The organism is Chryseobacterium gregarium DSM 19109 (genome assembly GCF_000430845.1).
Taxonomy (GTDB): Bacteria; Bacteroidota; Bacteroidia; order Flavobacteriales; family Weeksellaceae; genus Chryseobacterium; species Chryseobacterium gregarium.
In genome coordinates this window covers 150,484-166,995 of sequence record NZ_AUMU01000002.1, presented here as the reverse complement: position 1 = coordinate 166,995, position 16,512 = coordinate 150,484, and the positions used below count along the sequence as shown (strand labels likewise).

14 protein-coding genes are annotated in these 16,512 nt (G+C 40.8%); 8 read left to right on the top strand and 6 right to left on the bottom strand.

What is annotated here, in order from left to right:
- Positions 1-230 precede the first annotated feature (230 nt).
- From H561_RS0103490 to H561_RS0103475, 4 genes are all read left to right on the top strand, one after another.
- Positions 231-875 carry an NAD-dependent epimerase/dehydratase family protein gene (locus H561_RS0103490; RefSeq protein WP_027385755.1) on the top strand — a complete coding sequence of 215 codons (645 nt, stop codon included), beginning with the start codon at positions 231-233 and terminating at the stop codon, positions 873-875.
- Complete coding sequence (locus H561_RS23840) at positions 872-1,027, top strand: hypothetical protein (protein WP_155845724.1); 156 nt, start codon at positions 872-874, stop codon at positions 1,025-1,027. The genes H561_RS0103490 and H561_RS23840 overlap by 4 nt, the downstream gene beginning before the upstream one ends.
- A 156-nt stretch (positions 1,028-1,183) precedes the next feature.
- A complete protein-coding gene (locus tag H561_RS0103480; protein ID WP_027385754.1) occupies positions 1,184-4,225 on the top strand; it encodes a choice-of-anchor I family protein in 3,042 nt (1,013 codons plus the stop codon).
- A gap of 76 nt (positions 4,226-4,301) precedes the next feature.
- Positions 4,302-5,054: a barstar family protein gene (locus H561_RS0103475; RefSeq protein WP_027385753.1), complete on the top strand. Its 753-nt coding sequence runs from the start codon at positions 4,302-4,304 to the stop codon at positions 5,052-5,054.
- 273 nt (positions 5,055-5,327) lie between these two features.
- On the opposite strand, the gene H561_RS0103465 is transcribed toward H561_RS0103475, so the two are convergent.
- Both H561_RS0103465 and H561_RS0103460 read right to left on the bottom strand, forming a co-directional pair.
- Positions 5,328-5,576, bottom strand: a complete 249-nt coding sequence (locus H561_RS0103465) for a NifU family protein (protein WP_051289253.1) — start codon at positions 5,574-5,576, stop codon at positions 5,328-5,330.
- 42 nt (positions 5,577-5,618) lie between these two features.
- Positions 5,619-6,725: an Mrp/NBP35 family ATP-binding protein gene (locus H561_RS0103460; protein ID WP_027385752.1), complete on the bottom strand. Its 1,107-nt coding sequence runs from the start codon at positions 6,723-6,725 to the stop codon at positions 5,619-5,621.
- Between the two features lie 273 nt (positions 6,726-6,998).
- Between H561_RS0103460 and H561_RS0103455 the strand changes: the two genes are divergently transcribed.
- Positions 6,999-9,803, top strand: a complete 2,805-nt coding sequence (locus H561_RS0103455; RefSeq protein ID WP_027385751.1) for a GH92 family glycosyl hydrolase — start codon at positions 6,999-7,001, stop codon at positions 9,801-9,803.
- 151 nt (positions 9,804-9,954) lie between these two features.
- On the opposite strand, the gene H561_RS0103450 is transcribed toward H561_RS0103455, so the two are convergent.
- From H561_RS0103450 to H561_RS0103440, 3 genes are read right to left on the bottom strand one after another with little or no spacing between them, the layout of a single operon-like run.
- On the bottom strand, positions 9,955-10,668 hold the full coding sequence (locus H561_RS0103450) for a phytanoyl-CoA dioxygenase family protein (RefSeq protein WP_027385750.1): 714 nt from the start codon (positions 10,666-10,668) through the stop codon (positions 9,955-9,957).
- 32 nt (positions 10,669-10,700) lie between these two features.
- The gene (locus H561_RS0103445; protein ID WP_155845723.1) at positions 10,701-11,135 is read right to left on the bottom strand and encodes a SecDF P1 head subdomain-containing protein; all 435 of its coding nucleotides are present in this window, start codon (positions 11,133-11,135) and stop codon (positions 10,701-10,703) included.
- 9 nt (positions 11,136-11,144) lie between these two features.
- Positions 11,145-12,395, bottom strand: coding sequence for a dicarboxylate/amino acid:cation symporter (locus H561_RS0103440; protein ID WP_027385748.1), 1,251 nt, complete (start codon positions 12,393-12,395; stop codon positions 11,145-11,147).
- A 223-nt stretch (positions 12,396-12,618) separates the two neighbouring features.
- Between H561_RS0103440 and H561_RS0103435 the strand changes: the two genes are divergently transcribed.
- Positions 12,619-13,110, top strand: a complete 492-nt coding sequence (locus tag H561_RS0103435; protein ID WP_027385747.1) for a BON domain-containing protein — start codon at positions 12,619-12,621, stop codon at positions 13,108-13,110.
- Between the two features lie 6 nt (positions 13,111-13,116).
- Positions 13,117-13,536: an SH3 domain-containing protein gene (locus tag H561_RS0103430; RefSeq protein ID WP_027385746.1), complete on the top strand. Its 420-nt coding sequence runs from the start codon at positions 13,117-13,119 to the stop codon at positions 13,534-13,536.
- A 200-nt stretch (positions 13,537-13,736) separates the two neighbouring features.
- On the opposite strand, the gene H561_RS0103425 is transcribed toward H561_RS0103430, so the two are convergent.
- Positions 13,737-14,132: a VOC family protein gene (locus tag H561_RS0103425; RefSeq protein WP_027385745.1), complete on the bottom strand. Its 396-nt coding sequence runs from the start codon at positions 14,130-14,132 to the stop codon at positions 13,737-13,739.
- Between the two features lie 451 nt (positions 14,133-14,583).
- Between H561_RS0103425 and H561_RS0103420 the strand changes: the two genes are divergently transcribed.
- Positions 14,584-16,443 carry a CocE/NonD family hydrolase gene (locus tag H561_RS0103420; protein WP_027385744.1) on the top strand — a complete coding sequence of 620 codons (1,860 nt, stop codon included), beginning with the start codon at positions 14,584-14,586 and terminating at the stop codon, positions 16,441-16,443.
- The last annotated feature ends 69 nt before the right edge of the window (positions 16,444-16,512 follow it).

Genomic DNA, 16,512 nt, shown 5'->3' with positions numbered 1-16,512 from the left:
GCTTTCATAGCCCGGATTGCAGCGAAAATCCTTTTTGAAAAAAAGATTGCAGCGGAAAGCCGGAAACAGCTCCCAAAAAATCATGAATAAGAAGGGTTTATAAACCAAATCACGAGGCTCATGCTTATAGTCTTAATATAGAAGATCATTAAAATACGTGTCATTTTGCCGCTGTTTAAAGTAAAACCGCCTGCAGAACGTCAATAACAATATAATTCAAAATAAACTCAATGAAAATAATTCTTACAGGAGCAACGGGAATGGTAGGAGAAGGTATTTTAATGGAATGTCTTGAAAATCCGGATATTTTTCAGGTCCTGAGTGTAAGCAGGAAGCCTTGCGGGAAAAAGCATGCGAAACTGAAGGAATATATTATTTCTGATTTTCTGGAAATTGACCTGAATGACGGGAATTTTAAAGGTTACGACGCCGTTTTCTTCTGTGCCGGAATCAGCAGTATCGGAATGGACGAAGAAGCATATACCAAAATTACCTATGACACGACTTTACATTTTGCCCAAGCAGTCCTCAACCAGAATCCGGATATGGTTTTCAACTATGTTTCCGGAGCATATACCGACAAGACCGAAAGCGGAAAGCAGATGTGGGCAAGGGTAAAAGGCAGAACCGAAAATGCATTAACAAAGCTGGGATTCAGGGCAGCCTACAATTTCCGTCCCGGCTTTATGAAGCCTGTTGAAGGTCAGGAAAACGTAAAATGGTTTTTCAAACCTTTGATCTGGTTCATTCCCATCATATTACCTTCAAAATCATTAACTTTACAACAGGTGGGTAAAGCAATGATCAACGCCGTGCGGAAAGGATACCCTGTCTCAACACTTGAAATTAATGACATTAAAAATCTTGCTCTATGAAAGAAATGTTAAAAAGAATTTTCCTGGTGGCTTTTATCCTCTTGGTTCTGACGGCTGTTTCAGGATTTTTTTACATGCAGAAACATCCGCTGGATGGCAGCAAAGCAACCGGGAAGAACCTGAATTTTTCAGGACGGGTATCATCAAAGTAAAGACCTGCAACCTATCCGGGGAATTGTCTGTTGACAAGTTTACCGGCTTGCCTTCCCCTCATTGGAATGACCCATTTATTAATCATTTATTAAGATTGCCTTAAAATATTTACCAGGCAGAAGCTTCATTTTTGCATAAATTCAATATACGTAAAAATGATTAACAACTACCTGTTAAAAGGATCTGTTATTGCTGCCTTCTTCATGCAGGGAGCCTTATCCGGACAGACCACTCTTATCCACTACTGGAATTTCAACAATAATACCTCTGCATCTGCCATTACGGCTCCGTCCTCAACCTTAACAGGCGGATCACTGACAGCAGCCACAAGCGGAACGACCGAAATCGATTTCACAGGAGGAACCGGACAAAATTTCAACATCGATAACCTGAATGCAAGAAACGGAGATGTTTCCGGCACTCATTTAAGATATAATTTTCCGATCAACGGAAATCTGCAGTTTAATCTGCCGACTACCGGTTACAATAATGTGGTGGTGAAATTTACCACCAGAAGATCAGGCTCGGGAGCCGGAACGCAGACATGGTCATATTCTACGGATGGCACCACTTTCCAGACCTACCAGACGGTAACTCCGCAGGATGCCAACCCGCAGCTGGTTACCTTTGATTTTTCTTCCGTGGCCGGTGTTGCCAATAATCCGAATTTCAAGCTGAAAGTACAGTTTGCAGCAGGTTCCGGAGGAAGCGTAGGCAATAACCGTTTCGATAACTTTACCGTTGATGCTACTGTTGCTGGCGGTACAGATACTGTTGCGCCTATCATAACCTACCTTCCTGCAAATGGTACAAACAACGCTTCAACCACGTTAAACCCTACCCTTACTTTTAATGAAAACGTGAGGTTGACAGACAATTCTGCGATCAGCGATTCCAATGCACAAATGCTTGTTGATTTCCGCCTTGGAAATGCAACAGGCACACCGGTTCCCTTTACCACGACTTTCAGTAACAATAAAATCACGGTAATCCCGACTTCAGGTCTGGTTCCCGGACAAACCTATTATCTGGCCTTAAAACCAAACATGGTGGAGGATGCAAGTGATAATGCGGTGACCGCCTCAACTTCAACCATTTTTACGACAGCAGGAACTTCGGTTTCCCTGGAGAAAAATTTTATTAAAGTCAATGAAAATGCAGGAACTCTGGCTTTTAAAATTAATATCAGCAACCCTTCAGCTTCATCCGTGAATCTGGTCGTAAAACCTGCACCGTTCGGTACAGCGGACAGCAATGATTTTACATTAGCCAGCCAGACGATAAACATTACACCGTCAACAACAAGTTATACCGTCAACATCCCGATCACTGATGACACGGTAGAGGAACAGGAGGCGGAGTATTTTGTCGTAAGTCTTGAGAACCCTTCCGGAGCTGCCCTGTCAGGCGATAACAACGCGACCGTTTATATTGTTGACAATGACAAACCCGCTCCGGTACCGTCCCATCAGATCCAGTTAAATTATATCGGAAGCTTTGACCCTTCGGGGAACAACAACAGCTCTACGGAAATTGTCGTTCATGATCCTTCCACGCAGCGGTTATTTACCATCAGTTCAATTACGGATGTGTTTGACATCATCAACTTCAGCAATCCCAATGCACCGACTGTTATAAATACCATCAATATGGCTCCGTACGGCGGAATCACAAGCATCGCCGTAAAGAACGGAATCATTGCAGCCGCTTCCCCGAATACCAACCCTCAACAGAACGGATCGGTGGTTTTCTTTGATATCAACGGAAATTTCTTAAAACAGGTTGCCGTGGGCGCATTGCCCGACATGATTACCTTTTCTCCGGACGGAACGAAAGTAATGACCGCCAATGAAGGCGAGCCTAATGATGCATATACGGTGGATCCTGAAGGAACGGTGAGCATTATCGATATTTCCGGAGGCATTAATACCCTTACCCAAAGTAATGTAATTACCCTTAATTTTAATGCTTTCGATTCTCAGGTTGCCACACTGGCTGCAACGGGCTTAAGAAAGGTAAGAACCAATAACACCCTTTCCCAGGATCTGGAGCCTGAATACATCACCATCAGTTCAGACAGCCAGAAAGCCTGGGTAACGCTTCAGGAAAACAATGCTGTTGCAGAAATCAACCTGGCGGCTAAAACGATTACAAGCATCTGGGGATTAGGTAAAAAAGACATGAGTATTCCGGGGAACGGTTTTGATGCTTCAGACAACAACGGTGAAATTTTAATTGCCAACTGGCCGGTAAAAGCTTATTTTCTCCCGGACGGTACCCAAAATTTTAAAGCGGGAGGAACCAATTACCTGGTAACAGCCAATGAAGGGGATGAGAAAGACCTGTCAGGATTCAGTGAACGGACCACGGTCGGAGCCGCGGCCTACACTTTAGATCCTGCCCTATTCCCGAATGCATCCATCCTGAAGGCATCTTATAATTTAGGGAGGTTCAGGGTTTCCAATGCTACAGGAAATACGGACGGAGATGCAGATTTTGAAGAAATTGCAGCATTGGGTGCACGCTCGTTCTCTATTTTCAATGCGGATACCAAACAGATCGTCTATGACAGCGGTGACCGGTTCGAACGGTATATTGCTGCTAACCATCCTTTAATTTTTAATGCTGACAACGAATCAAACGCCGTAAAAAACAGAAGCCGTGCCAAAGGACCTGAGCCTGAAGGCGTTGCTCTGGGAACCGTTAACGGCCAGACGTATGCCTTTATAACGCTGGAAAGAACCGGTGGTGTCATGGTTTACAATGTAACAGATCCGAATAACCCGACATTCACCGATTACAAACATTCACGTATGACTTCAGCTTACGGCGGTGACAACGGCCCGGAAGGGATTATCTATATTGATGCAGCGAATACCACCACAGGAAAAGGCTATGTGGTCATTGCCAATGAGATCAGCGGTACGCTGTCGATGTATGAAGTAGCCCAATCCCCGACATTAGCCACAGGCGAGGTAAAAACTGAAAAAGCGACATTCAATGTATTCCCTAATCCGGTATCCAAAGGCAATATGCTTTATTTCAACAGAGTTCAGGATTATGAATTATACGATATGTCCGGAAAACTGATTGGAAAAGAGAAAGCAGCCTTGACAATAGATACTTCAAAACTTTCTACAGGTGTTTATCTTGTGAAAACCTCGGAAGGATTTGTAAAAAGGGTTATTGTAAAGTAAAATATAATATTCAGTTGAATTATAAAATGAGTCCCGGAATTTTCCGGGACTTTTTATTATGGAAAATTGATTAATTTTGAAAATTAAGGATAAAACAAATATTACAATTAATAAAATGTTTGCATTTGCATTAGATACTAAAGAAGAAACTGATATTATCACCTATATTGATGATGTTAAAAATCTTGAAAGTAATATAACGAATCTTGGTTATCGGGAATTGCGTTTAATTAATGTTCATGATGTTGAAAAGTTGAAATCTGAAATCGAAAAGGCTATCAACATATATGATCATAATTGTTTTATTTACTTACTTGATGAAAAGAAATCGATCATCGCCGGTACCTTCATATCTGAAGTTAGAATTATTAAATCTAAAAAGAAAAATTTAATATTAAGTGGAAATGTATGGCATAAGCCTAAAGGTTTTCATAAAGCTTATAAAATGATGCTCAATAACGAAATCAAAGAAAAAAACAGCTGGAAAAATTTCAGAAAAGATGAATTACAAGGCTGGCTTGTTGCTGCTTTAAATAATGATAAAAACACTCCTAATAAGAAAAATGTCATCATCCAAATTGATGGCAATAATTTTCACAATCTCAATGAATTTTATTGTACACTTGGTGAAGAAGTAAATGGAATCGCAGGATATTTCGGAAGACAATTATACGCTCTACATGATTGTTTAAATGAAAATTTTGGAGTAAAATCAGTTGCAAAAGTTATTTGGAAGAATCATCTATTAAGTAAAAAACTTTTAAAGAATAACTTTAATAAAATAATTGATATTTTTAAAGAATATAATATAGAAGTAATTCTTAAATAAATAGCCCAGCAAATTTCACTTGATTTATTCAATGCAGATTCTTATAAGATTCATCAAATTTTTCAAAGATTTTTTTGTAGGCACTAACGATATTCATTTCCCTATTCAGGTTGTTTGATTCAATATTCCATTTTCTTGTACTATAAATATATGCAACTTCCTTTAAAAAGCCTATCATTAAATTGCAGTTCTTCCATTATAGGTAACGTATCATTCAGTCTCAAAAAAAAGACAGACCCTTACAGATCTGTCCCAAAAATATATTTTTTAACTTTATTCTACGCTTATTACTTTTTCAATTTCGGGCGCATGCTGTTTAATGGTATTCTCGACTCCTAACTTTAACGTGGAGAAGTTCAGTGAGCATCCGGAACAGTTCCCCAAAAGCTTTACATAGACCAGGTTATCCTTTACATCGATCAATTCAATATCACCTCCGTCTTTATTTAAAAACGGGCGGATGCTTTCCAGGGCCTCCATTACTCTTGTTACGGTATCTTCGTGCGTTATATTTGTTTCCATATTGTTTTGTTCGATTCGGTTTTTTCAAATGTTGAAAAATAATTATTTTGCTTTCGGCGAGCATCCTGCCATGGTGGTAATTTTTACCGCTTCGGTAGGAGGAAGGCTTTTGTTTCTCTCCACCAGGCTTTCTACCATTTTACGGGCAGTTTCCGTATAGATATCTGCAATTTCAGATCCTTCCTGCAAAGCAGCCGGCCTACCCACGTCACCCGCTTCCCTGATGCTCTGGATCAAAGGAATTTCTCCCAATACCGGAATTCCAAGGTCTTCTGCCAGATATTGCGCGCCCTGCTTTCCAAAGATATAATATTTATTGCCCGGTAATTCTTCCGGAGTAAAATAAGCCATATTTTCAATCAGCCCAAGAACCGGAATGCTGATGCTTTCCATCTGGAACATCGCAATACCTTTTCTTACGTCTGCCAGTGCCACATGCTGAGGGGTACTTACGATCACCGCGCCTGTCACCGGAACTTCCTGAATGATCGACAGATGGATATCCCCTGTCCCCGGCGGCAGATCTATTAACAGAAAGTCCAGTTCTCCCCACGCTGCATCCCTGATCATCTGGTTTAGTGCTTTGGAAGCCATCGGCCCTCTCCAGACTACCGCCTGGTTGGCTCCTGAAAAATATCCTATCGACAGCATTTTTACCCCGTAATTTTCAACAGGCTTCATCAGGCTTTTACCGTTAACTTCTACAGAAATCGGTTTTTCACCTTCTGTATCAAACATGGTAGGAACGGAAGGCCCGTAAATATCGGCATCCAGCAAACCTACTTTGAAGCCCATTTTCGCTAATGTTACCGCTAAATTAGCCGCAACCGTAGACTTACCGACACCTCCTTTTCCGGAAGCAATGGCTATAATATTCTGAATTCCTGCAATCTGTTTTCCTTTGATCTGGCTCTGCTGAATTTCGGCAGGCTCAGGAGAAACTATTTTCAGTTTCAGATGAACCTCTTCCCCGAACTCACTGGCAAAAGCCTGTTTCATCGCAGCCTCAAGCTTCTTCTTCTCGTGCATGGCCGGTGAATGAGCCGTCATATCGATATACACTTCATTGCCCATGATCTGAAGGTTGCTCACCAAATCATCAACTTCTATTTCTTTAAGGAAACTATGAACCTTTTCTTTCGTCAACATAAACTAAATAAATTGTTTACAAATTTACGAAAAATTAACCTATTTAGAATAAGTGAAAAGACTGATAGATACTTTCTTTCACAGAAAATATTTTGAAGTAAAAGGGAAATCATGAACCCTATTTTAAATCCGGACCTTTTCCTGTCGATTTTGATTACAATGCGCATACCGTTCACATTTTTAATGAAGAACATTGATTTATCGCTGTAATTAATGGAATTTTGTTAGATTTGTCAGCAACTATATCAAGTAAAAATCACATTAAATAAATTCATGAGTGCTAAAAAATTCATCCTGCTTCTCTTTTTAACTTCTCTTTGTTTACAGGCCCAGAATTATTCAAAATACGTCAATCCGTTTATCGGGACGGGCGGCCACGGCCACACTTTTCCGGGAGCCATTGTGCCCTTCGGGATGGTACAGCTTTCACCGGATACCAGAATTGACGGAAGCTGGGATGGATGCAGCGGCTATCACTATTCAGATTCCGTGATTTACGGTTTTTCACATACCCATCTCAACGGAACAGGCGTTTCAGATTACGGCGACATCATGCTGATGCCGACCATGGGAAATCCAAGCCTCGATTATAAGGAATATTCTTCAATATTTTCCCATAAAAATGAGAAAGCAGCGGCAGGGTTCTATGCAGTGAAATTAGATAAAAACAATATTGATGTCCGGCTGACGACCACCAAAAGAGTCGGTTATCATGAATATACTTTTAATAAAGCCGGAAACGCCAACATTATTTTAGACCTCAACCACAGAGATAAACTTCTGGAAGGTGAAGTAAAGATCATTGATGACAAAACCATTGAAGTTTTCAGGAGAAGCGAAGCCTGGGCAACCAATCAGTATATCTACGCCAGGATTAAGTTTTCAAAACCGATGAATATCTCAAAAAAGGAAGTGAACGGAAAACAGGAAAATCTTCTTTTTACTGGTACAAAACTGGCACTGGCATTTTCTGCAAAGGTGAAAAAGGGTGAAAAAATCAGGGTGAAGGTAGCAATTTCCCCGACCGGTTACGAAGGCGCAGGAAAAAATATGCTGGCTGAAGGCACATCCAATGATTTTGAATCGATCCGCAAGCAGGCGGTTGCAGACTGGGATAGAGAACTGTCTAAAATTGAAGTCAAATCTTCCGATCAGGATAAGCTGGCCGTTTTTTATACTGCCATGTACCATGTTTTCACACAGCCGAATATCAATATGGATGCCGACGGGAAATACAGGGGCCGCGACAATAAATTTTATATGGCCAAAGGCTTTGATTACTATTCGGTTTTTTCACTTTGGGATACCTTCCGCGGAGCGCACCCATTAATGACCCTGATTGATAGGAAAAGAACCGCTGATTTCATTAATACCTTTATTAAGCAATATGAACAGGGCGGGAAACTGCCGGTATGGGAACTGGCTTCCAATGAAACGGAATGCATGATCGGCTACCATTCGGTATCAGTCATTGCTGATGCGATGGCAAAAGGAATCCAGGGATTTGATTATGAAAAAGCGTTTGAAGCGTCCAAACATTCTGCCATGCTGGATATCTTCGGGCTGAACGCCTACAAACAGAATAATTTTATCAGTATTGATGATGAGCATGAAAGTGTTTCTAAAACAGTGGAATATGCGTATGATGACTGGTGTATCGCTCAGATGGCAAAAATTTTAGGAAAAAAGGAAGATTACCAGTACTTCATGAAACGTTCCCAGAACTGGAAAAACCTGTACAATCCGAAAAACGGGTTTATGCAGCCGAGGAAAAACGGAAACTGGTATGAGCCTTTCGAGCCGAGAGAGGTAAACAATAATTATACGGAAGGAAATGCATGGCATTATTCGTATTCTGTACAGCAGGATATCCCGGGCCTGATTGCGGCCCATGGCGGGAAAGAAAAATTCGAACAGTTTATCGATGCTATTTTCTCTGCTCCGGGCACCACTACAGGAAGAGAACAGGTAGACATTACAGGTTTGATCGGGCAATATGCCCAAGGGAATGAGCCGAGCCACCACATCGCTTACCTTTACAATTATGTCGATAAGCCGGAAAAAACAGACGCAAAAATCAAATATATCCTTGACAACTATTATAAGAATGCACCGGACGGACTGATCGGAAATGAAGACTGCGGGCAGATGAGTGCGTGGTATATTTTAAGCACCCTGGGCATCTATTCCGTAACGCCGGGATTACCGGAATGGCAAACCACCACTCCATATTTTGATGAGGTTAAGCTCCATCTGGAAGACGGGACGATAAGAACCATTACGAAAAACACCGGCCGGGCAGAACTTAAAAAGCTTGGATTTGAAAATGCGAAACCGTTCAGGGATTTTAAATATGATGAACTGACGGCTTCTCCTGTGATTGCCGCCGCACGGATTTTTGACCTGAATACAAAAGTTGAGATCACAGCCCTGAACCCTGATGACAAAATTTATTATTTAACAATGGATGAAGGTGATGTCAATGTGAGAAAAATGTTCATAGCTTACAAAGGTCCGTTCACCATTACAAAAACAACACAGGTTTCTGCCTACGCAGAAAGAAATGGAGAAAAAAGTTCAGTAGTAACGGCAAGCTTCAACAGAAGACCGAACAATTGGGATATCACGGTCAATTCCAAGCCTACTCCACAATATACAGCGAGCGGTAAACTGTCTCTGATTGACGGGATCAACGGGGATGCCAACTGGAGAAAAGGGGAATGGCTCGGCTATCAGGGCCAGACCTTCGAAGCGGTGATTGATATGAAATCGCCTCAGGATATTACCCATATTTCGTCAACCTATCTCCAGGACAGCAGGGCATGGATCCTGATGCCGAAGAAAGTGGAATATTATGCTTCCAATAACGGAAAAGACTTTATTCTGCTGAAAACCATCGACAATACACTTGACCCTAAAAATGAAACCATCCAGGTAAAAGAGTTCCCGACAGAAGTATTGCCTACCCAGGCCCGTTACATCAAAGTAAAAGCCTATCATTTCGGGAAACTTCCTGAATGGCACCAAGGAGCCGGCGGTGATGCATATATTTTTATAGATGAGATTTCCGTGAAATAGCAATCAATATTCGTAATAATAAAACCTCTTTCAAATTGAAAGAGGTTTTATTATTACGAATATTTTAAAGATTATCAGTTAGGAAATTTTCCATTAGGAACTAACTTGACTTCGAGGCTTGACAATGATGAATATTAAAATTTATTATTTTTCAATTCATTCTCTCAGACCAATTCAGCCCTTCCGGCAGTTCCCTGTCAGAAAACTCAATATGGATCACCCTTCTTCTGTTTCCGTTGGTGGTTCTGTTGGAACCATGAAGCAGTAAAGGTTTCATCATCATAATTCCGCCTTTTTCTACACAGCACAGCTCTTCAGTTTCCACGGTCCAGTCGATAGTCTCAGGCCTGTAGATTCCTTTGGCATGGGATTCCGGAACCACTTTTAAAGCGCCGTTGTGTTCATCGGTATCATCCAGATGGATCCGTATCGTATAGATATTTTCAAGAATATCCAGTGGCGGCTGAACGGCAAACTGTTTCTGTTTGGCAGTCCATGGCCCGAAACCCGGCAGTTCAAGCTTTTTATCAACAGAAATAGTCAGGTCCTGATGATAGGCGACATACCAGTTGGAGGTTTCGGGCTTATCAAAATAAATGCTTTTTACGGCAGCATATTTTCCCCCGAAGATTTCTTTGATAATGGTTTTCATATGATCATTAAAAATCAGATCCCTGACATCAGGAATTTCCTTCAGAAACTGCCGTATAGCAAACAGATCTTCCGATTTTCTGAATGTTTCTTTTGAAGAATCCGTATTCCGGATCACCATAATGATTTTTTCAATTTCTTCGTTAGAAAAAACATTGCTGATAACGGAATACCCTCTATCAGCAATAACTTCTTTGTGTTGTTGCAAATTCAATAGGTCTTTATTTAATGCTACCTGATTCAATTTTATTTTTTTACAACATTGATAATTTCATCAATTTCATCTTCCGTAAAATTACCGCTGATTTCTACCTTTCCGTCAGGAATCGGATTCATAACGAGAGGTGCTGAAATTAACTTTCTGTTCAGTACAATGGCAATAGGCCTGGCAATATTTTTTTTGGTTAACTTTTTAAATTTCCTGGCACCAGCTTCTGTGAGGACAATATCGATAACATACAGATCAATCTCATTTTTACGTTTTTTTATGGTTGAAATTTCTTTTGTTGAAATTCCGATATTGGGTGACAACTTCAAATCTATTAATGTACTCTTCTGCACATCATAATTAACGACCTCATAAAATCCGTCTTCTCTGTCAGAAAATACAGGCTTTTCTTTAACCTGCGAAAACAGATTCACCGATATTATAAGAAGTACTATTCGAAGTAATGCTTTCATACAGGATATCTAAAGACTTCCGCCATGGTTATCCAGCTGGCCTTCCCATTTGGAAACAGCGGAGGTAGCGAGTGCATTTCCAAGTACATTGGTCATACTCCTTCCCATATCGCAGAAATGGTCAATCGGTAATATTAAGGCAATCCCTTCCGGCGGAATTCCGAACATGGAACAGGTGGCCACAATAATCACCAGAGAAGCTCTCGGCACTCCGGCAATCCCTTTTGAGGTCAGCATTAATACCAGAAGCATCGTAATCTGCTGCCCGATGGTCATTTCAATACCGTAGATCTGGGCAATGAATATCGAGGCAAAGGTCATATACATCATACTTCCGTCCAGATTGAAAGAATATCCTAAAGGCAAAATGAATGACACGACCCTGTTGTTACACCCGAATCTTTCCAGCTCTTCCACCAGTTTCGGGAATACCGCTTCAGAACTGGTGGTTGAAAATGCGATCAGTAAGGGTTCTTTGATTCTTCTCAACAATTCAAAAAGACGGTTCCCGAGAATCAGGTATCCGACCAGTAAAAGCACCAGCCACAGCATACCCAATGCGAAGAAAAAATCCCTGAGATAAATGGCATAGACTTTAAAGATCTCAAAACCGTTGGTTGCGACAACGGCTGCAATAGCTCCCAACACCCCCAGCGGGGCAAACCACATGATGTAGCCGACCATTTTCAGGATTCCGTGGGCAATAATGTCGAACAATTTAACCACAGGCTGTGCATATTCGTCCCCCAGATTGGCCAGGGCAACCCCGAACATAATGGAAAACACCACAATCTGCAGCACTTCATTGGTGGCAAAAGCTTCAAAAACACTTTTAGGAATAATATGTTTTACAAAATCTTCCATAGAAAATCCTTTGCTGCTTTTCAGCAGTTCTTCGGCAGAAGCCGCATCCTGGATCGGAAGCTTGGTTACATGTCCCGGCTCAAGCCAGTTCACCAGGATCAGACCGATAAAAAGGGAAACCAGGGAAGCCGAAATAAACCATAGCATGGCTTTCGTCCCTACCCTGCCGATCATTTTGATATCGCTCATTTTGGCAATTCCCACTACTAAAGTGGTAAAAACCAGAGGCGCAATAATCATTTGCACCAGACGGATAAAAACCGTCCCTAAAAGTTTTATATTGTTGGAAAAGGGTTCTGCGCTTTCCGGATATTTTACATGTACCAGTCCGCCGATCCCCACTCCCAGGATCAGTGCGATGATAATGGCTATAAATAGTTTATTCTGTCCTTTCATATTGATAATTCAAGTTTCGCAAATATAATATTTTTACAATTGCCCGGGCATTTACTTTATCAATGATGGATCCCGTCCCAAAACAGAGCATCATTCAAAATTAAAATACTGATTTATAAAATATTGCATAAGGCAACATAAATATATATTATTTTTTTATTTATTTGGTATACATTTTATTACTACTTTTACTTATACAACAACATTGACAAAATATACAATTATGAAAAAAACGATCGCAATGGCTGCACTGGCTGTAGCCGTATCCTTCGGTTCTGTTTCCTGTAAAAAGAAAGTTTCTGATTCCGATCTTCAGACTCAGGCTACTACGGTAGTAACTTCCAATCCCGGAGCTTCCGTAGAAGTGAAAGACGGCGTAGCCCATCTGAGCGGAACTTTTGAAACCCAGGAGGCAAAAGATGCCATGATCAAACAGCTGAAAGCCATCAACGGGATTAAAGATGTTCACGATATGTCTACCGTAGCTCCTGCTGCTAAGGTTGTTGCTCCGGTTGAAACGCAGTCTGCCGTAGATCCTGCCGTACAGCAAAAAGTGAAGGATGCGGTAAAAGATATCCCGGGAATAAAAGTAGAAACAGTAAAAGGCGAGCTTACCCTTACAGGAAACGTCTCTTCTGCTGATGCCCGAAAAGTCAAAGAATCGGTAGACGCTTTGAAAGTAGGAAAAGTAAATTATAACTACACCGTAAAATAATCAAATATGAGCACATTACAGGATAAATATTCAAGTGTGGTTTCTGCTGCCCAGTCTGCAGGAATCTCTGATCTTCAGGTACAGGAACAGGACGGGATTCTTTACGTTTCAGGAAGCGCTTCCAATACCGCCGCCAAAGATTCGGTATGGAATGCTCTGGGAGCAATTGATTCTTCATATTCCGCTTCCGACATTAATATTGACGTACAGGTTTCAGGCCTTGCCGCCGGTGCTGCGCTTACCGTAGCCACCGATGAATCCAACCTCAATATCAGACAGGAGCCTTCCACCGATGCCGCTGTTGTGGGTAAGGTTGAAAAAGGTTCTTCCGTAACACTGGTAGAGCAGACTTCTGACGACTGGTGGAAGGTAAAAACCGACAAAGGCCAGGAAGGATATGCCTACTCAAGATATCTTAGGGCTTAGTCAGATTAAATATTCCATTATTTATATACAGCATCCTGTTTAGGGGTGCTTTTTTTGTTCCAGTATTGGAAATGAACTGGTAAAATATGCTCATCAATTATAGATTTTATTTGTCCGGTTTGAAATGGAATACATGCAGTATAAATATAAAAATACCCCAAAATTAACTGAGGTAGTTTTATATTTATAATTAAAAATTTTTAACTGAATTTCTTAATGGCTTCTTCACTTACCGGCGTGAAAAAATTAATAAGATTCCCATCCGGATCGCAAAAGAGAAGCGACCGGTTCCCCCAGGGCATTGTGACAGGCTTTTGGACAATATCATTCGTAATTGTTTTGATCCTCTCGTATTCCTGATCGACATCATCCACAAGAAATTCTATGATAGCGCTTTTATAACCGGGCATGTCGGTAAGATTTTCGCTGAACATTTTCATCGTACGGATGCTTCCTATGGCCAATACAACAGAACCTGCCGGGATCTCGGCAAAATCTTCTGTATACCATTGGGCTGTTATTCCAATGGCCTTCTCGTAAAACTGGACGGACTGCCGGATGTTCCGGGTAATAATTCTTAATGAAGTTAGTTTCATACTCTTAATTTAAATAGATATACAAAAATAAGGTGCTGCTGCGACAACAGTATGTCAGTAGCATACTCGTGAGCCCAACCTATTTTTCCCGCTCAGGAAAAACAGAAGACTAAAGATTGTTTTATATTCTAAAACCTATCAGGATGTTTGATTTAAAAGCATAATCTGATTTTTTCGCTTTGTTTTTTTCAACCGTAAGGTTCAACCGTTTTGCTTTCTTAAAAAGAAATCAAATTTATGTCAGGTGTTTAACATTGCGGTCATTACCTATGTTCATTGACAGATAGAGAATCTGATAGCCTGATATTTAAAGATTCAGATCAAATTAGTTGACAGACCTTAATTCTCCTGTGAAATGCCAACATTATACAGGAGTGAAATCATAACTAAAATCTGAAATCCATTTTACATTAGTCTTTTTTATGTTAAATTAGCGGTAAATTTTAAATTAATGAAGATTCATTTTTCAATTTTACTGATTCTATGTTTCATTTTTGGGAATTCACAGGATAAGCAGCAGCCCGATACTTTCGTAAAAGACAATTTCACCAAGAAGGAGTTTTATATCCCGATGCGTGACGGTGTAAAACTGTTTACTTCCGTTTATATCCCGAAAGATATTTCCAAAAAGCAGAAATACCCGTTTCTGATGCAGAGAACCTGCTACAGCATTGCGCCGTATGGTGAAAATGAGTATAGGACGAAGCTGGGTCCTAATCAGTACCTGATGCAGGATAAATATATTTTCGTATTCCAGGATGTCCGCGGAAGATACATGAGCGAGGGAACTTTTACCAACATGACCCCGCAGGTTGACCATAAGAGCAAAAAAGATGTTGATGAAAGTACAGATACCTATGATACGATTGAATATCTTCTGAAAAACATCAAAGACAACAACGGAAAAGTTGGGCAGTACGGGACTTCTTATCCCGGATTTTATACCGCTGTCGGAGTTCTGTCACAGCATCCGGCTTTGGTGGCTTCTTCCCCGCAGGCGCCGATCTCGGATTTCTGGAACGATGACTTCCTTCATAACGGACGGTTTATGTTAGGCTATTTCAGGACCTTCCCGGTATTCGGAGTTCAGAAAACAAAGCCGGAAAATAAAGCCTGGTATACCGATTCGATGATCAAACCGACATCCGAAGACGGCCTGAAGTTCTACAGGGACTTGGGAACGTTAAAAGACGGCTATGAAAAATACTACATGGATAATTTTTTCATGACCGAAATTATGAATCACACCAACTATGATGAATTCTGGCAGCAGAGAAGCCTCCTTCCCCATCTGAAGAATGTGAACCACGCGGTGATGACAGCCGGAGGATGGTTTGATGCGGAAGATTTATCAGGACCGTTAAATATTTATAAAACGATTGAAAAAACAAGCCCGAAAGCTAAAAATACAATTGTAATGGGACCTTTCTCCCACGGAGCATGGGCCTATGAGCAGGGAAAACATTTCCACAACCAGATTTATTTCGGGGACAGCATTGCGACCTATTACCAGAAAAATATTGAAACGAAATTTTTCAATCATTATCTGAAAGGAAACACCAAACAGGATGCCGGTTTACCGGAAGCTTTGATGTATGATACCGGAACCAAGCAATGGCGCGAATTTGCATCTTATCCTCCGAAGGAAACAAAAAAAATGAATTTTTATTTAGCTAAAGGAACACTGAAAAATTCTGCCGGACAAAGCTTCTCTGAATATTACAGCGATCCAAGTAATCCGGTTTTAAGTTCTGACAACCTGAAAGATTTCAATGGATTCACTCCCAGGAATTATATGTCCGAAGACCAGAGGTTTGCAGAAGGCCGGCCTGACGTTTTAACGTTCACCACCGATGTCCTGACGGATGACATGACTTTCGCAGGAGAAATTATGGCTAAATTAAATATCGCTTCCACTTCTACAGATGCCGATTTTGCCGTAAAACTAATTGATGTTTATCCTGAAGATTTCAAACCTGCCGAGAAAAAAGAAGGCGTTGTGTACGGAAATTACCATCAGATGGTAAGAAGTGAGATCATGCCTTCGAGATTCAGAAATTCAAAGGAGAAAGCGGAAGCATTGGTCCCGAATCAAAAAACAGTGGTGAACTTCAGGTTACAGGATGTGGTGCACACGTTCAAAAAAGGACATAAAATCCAGATCCAGATTTCTTCAACCTGGTTTCCGCTTTTCGCAATCAATCCACAGAAATTCATGGAGAATCCCAATTTTGCCACCAAGGAAGATTACACAAAAGCATTCATCAGGATTTTTGAAGACAGTGCGATTGAAGCTGAGGTTTTGAAATAAAAAATAATTTTTATGATATGTATGGTGACTGAGGTGTTCGAAGTCACCATTTTTATTTTACCTCCCGCC

Excerpts from the sequence above, each read along its gene's own strand:
- H561_RS0103420 (WP_027385744.1), top strand. The coding sequence starts at position 14,584 with ATGAAGATTCATTTTTCAATTTTACTGATTCTATGTTTCATTTTTGGG.
- H561_RS0103480 (WP_027385754.1), top strand. The coding sequence starts at position 1,184 with ATGATTAACAACTACCTGTTAAAAGGATCTGTTATTGCTGCCTTCTTC.
- H561_RS0103435 (WP_027385747.1), top strand. The coding sequence starts at position 12,619 with ATGAAAAAAACGATCGCAATGGCTGCACTGGCTGTAGCCGTATCCTTC.
- H561_RS0103430 (WP_027385746.1), top strand. The coding sequence starts at position 13,117 with ATGAGCACATTACAGGATAAATATTCAAGTGTGGTTTCTGCTGCCCAG.
- H561_RS0103490 (WP_027385755.1), top strand. The coding sequence starts at position 231 with ATGAAAATAATTCTTACAGGAGCAACGGGAATGGTAGGAGAAGGTATT.
- H561_RS0103465 (WP_051289253.1), bottom strand. The coding sequence starts at position 5,576 with ATGGAAACAAATATAACGCACGAAGATACCGTAACAAGAGTAATGGAG.
- H561_RS0103455 (WP_027385751.1), top strand. The coding sequence starts at position 6,999 with ATGAGTGCTAAAAAATTCATCCTGCTTCTCTTTTTAACTTCTCTTTGT.
- H561_RS0103460 (WP_027385752.1), bottom strand. The coding sequence starts at position 6,725 with ATGTTGACGAAAGAAAAGGTTCATAGTTTCCTTAAAGAAATAGAAGTT.
- H561_RS0103440 (WP_027385748.1), bottom strand. The coding sequence starts at position 12,395 with ATGAAAGGACAGAATAAACTATTTATAGCCATTATCATCGCACTGATC.
- H561_RS0103425 (WP_027385745.1), bottom strand. The coding sequence starts at position 14,132 with ATGAAACTAACTTCATTAAGAATTATTACCCGGAACATCCGGCAGTCC.
- H561_RS0103445 (WP_155845723.1), bottom strand. The coding sequence starts at position 11,135 with ATGAAAGCATTACTTCGAATAGTACTTCTTATAATATCGGTGAATCTG.
- H561_RS23840 (WP_155845724.1), top strand. The coding sequence starts at position 872 with ATGAAAGAAATGTTAAAAAGAATTTTCCTGGTGGCTTTTATCCTCTTG.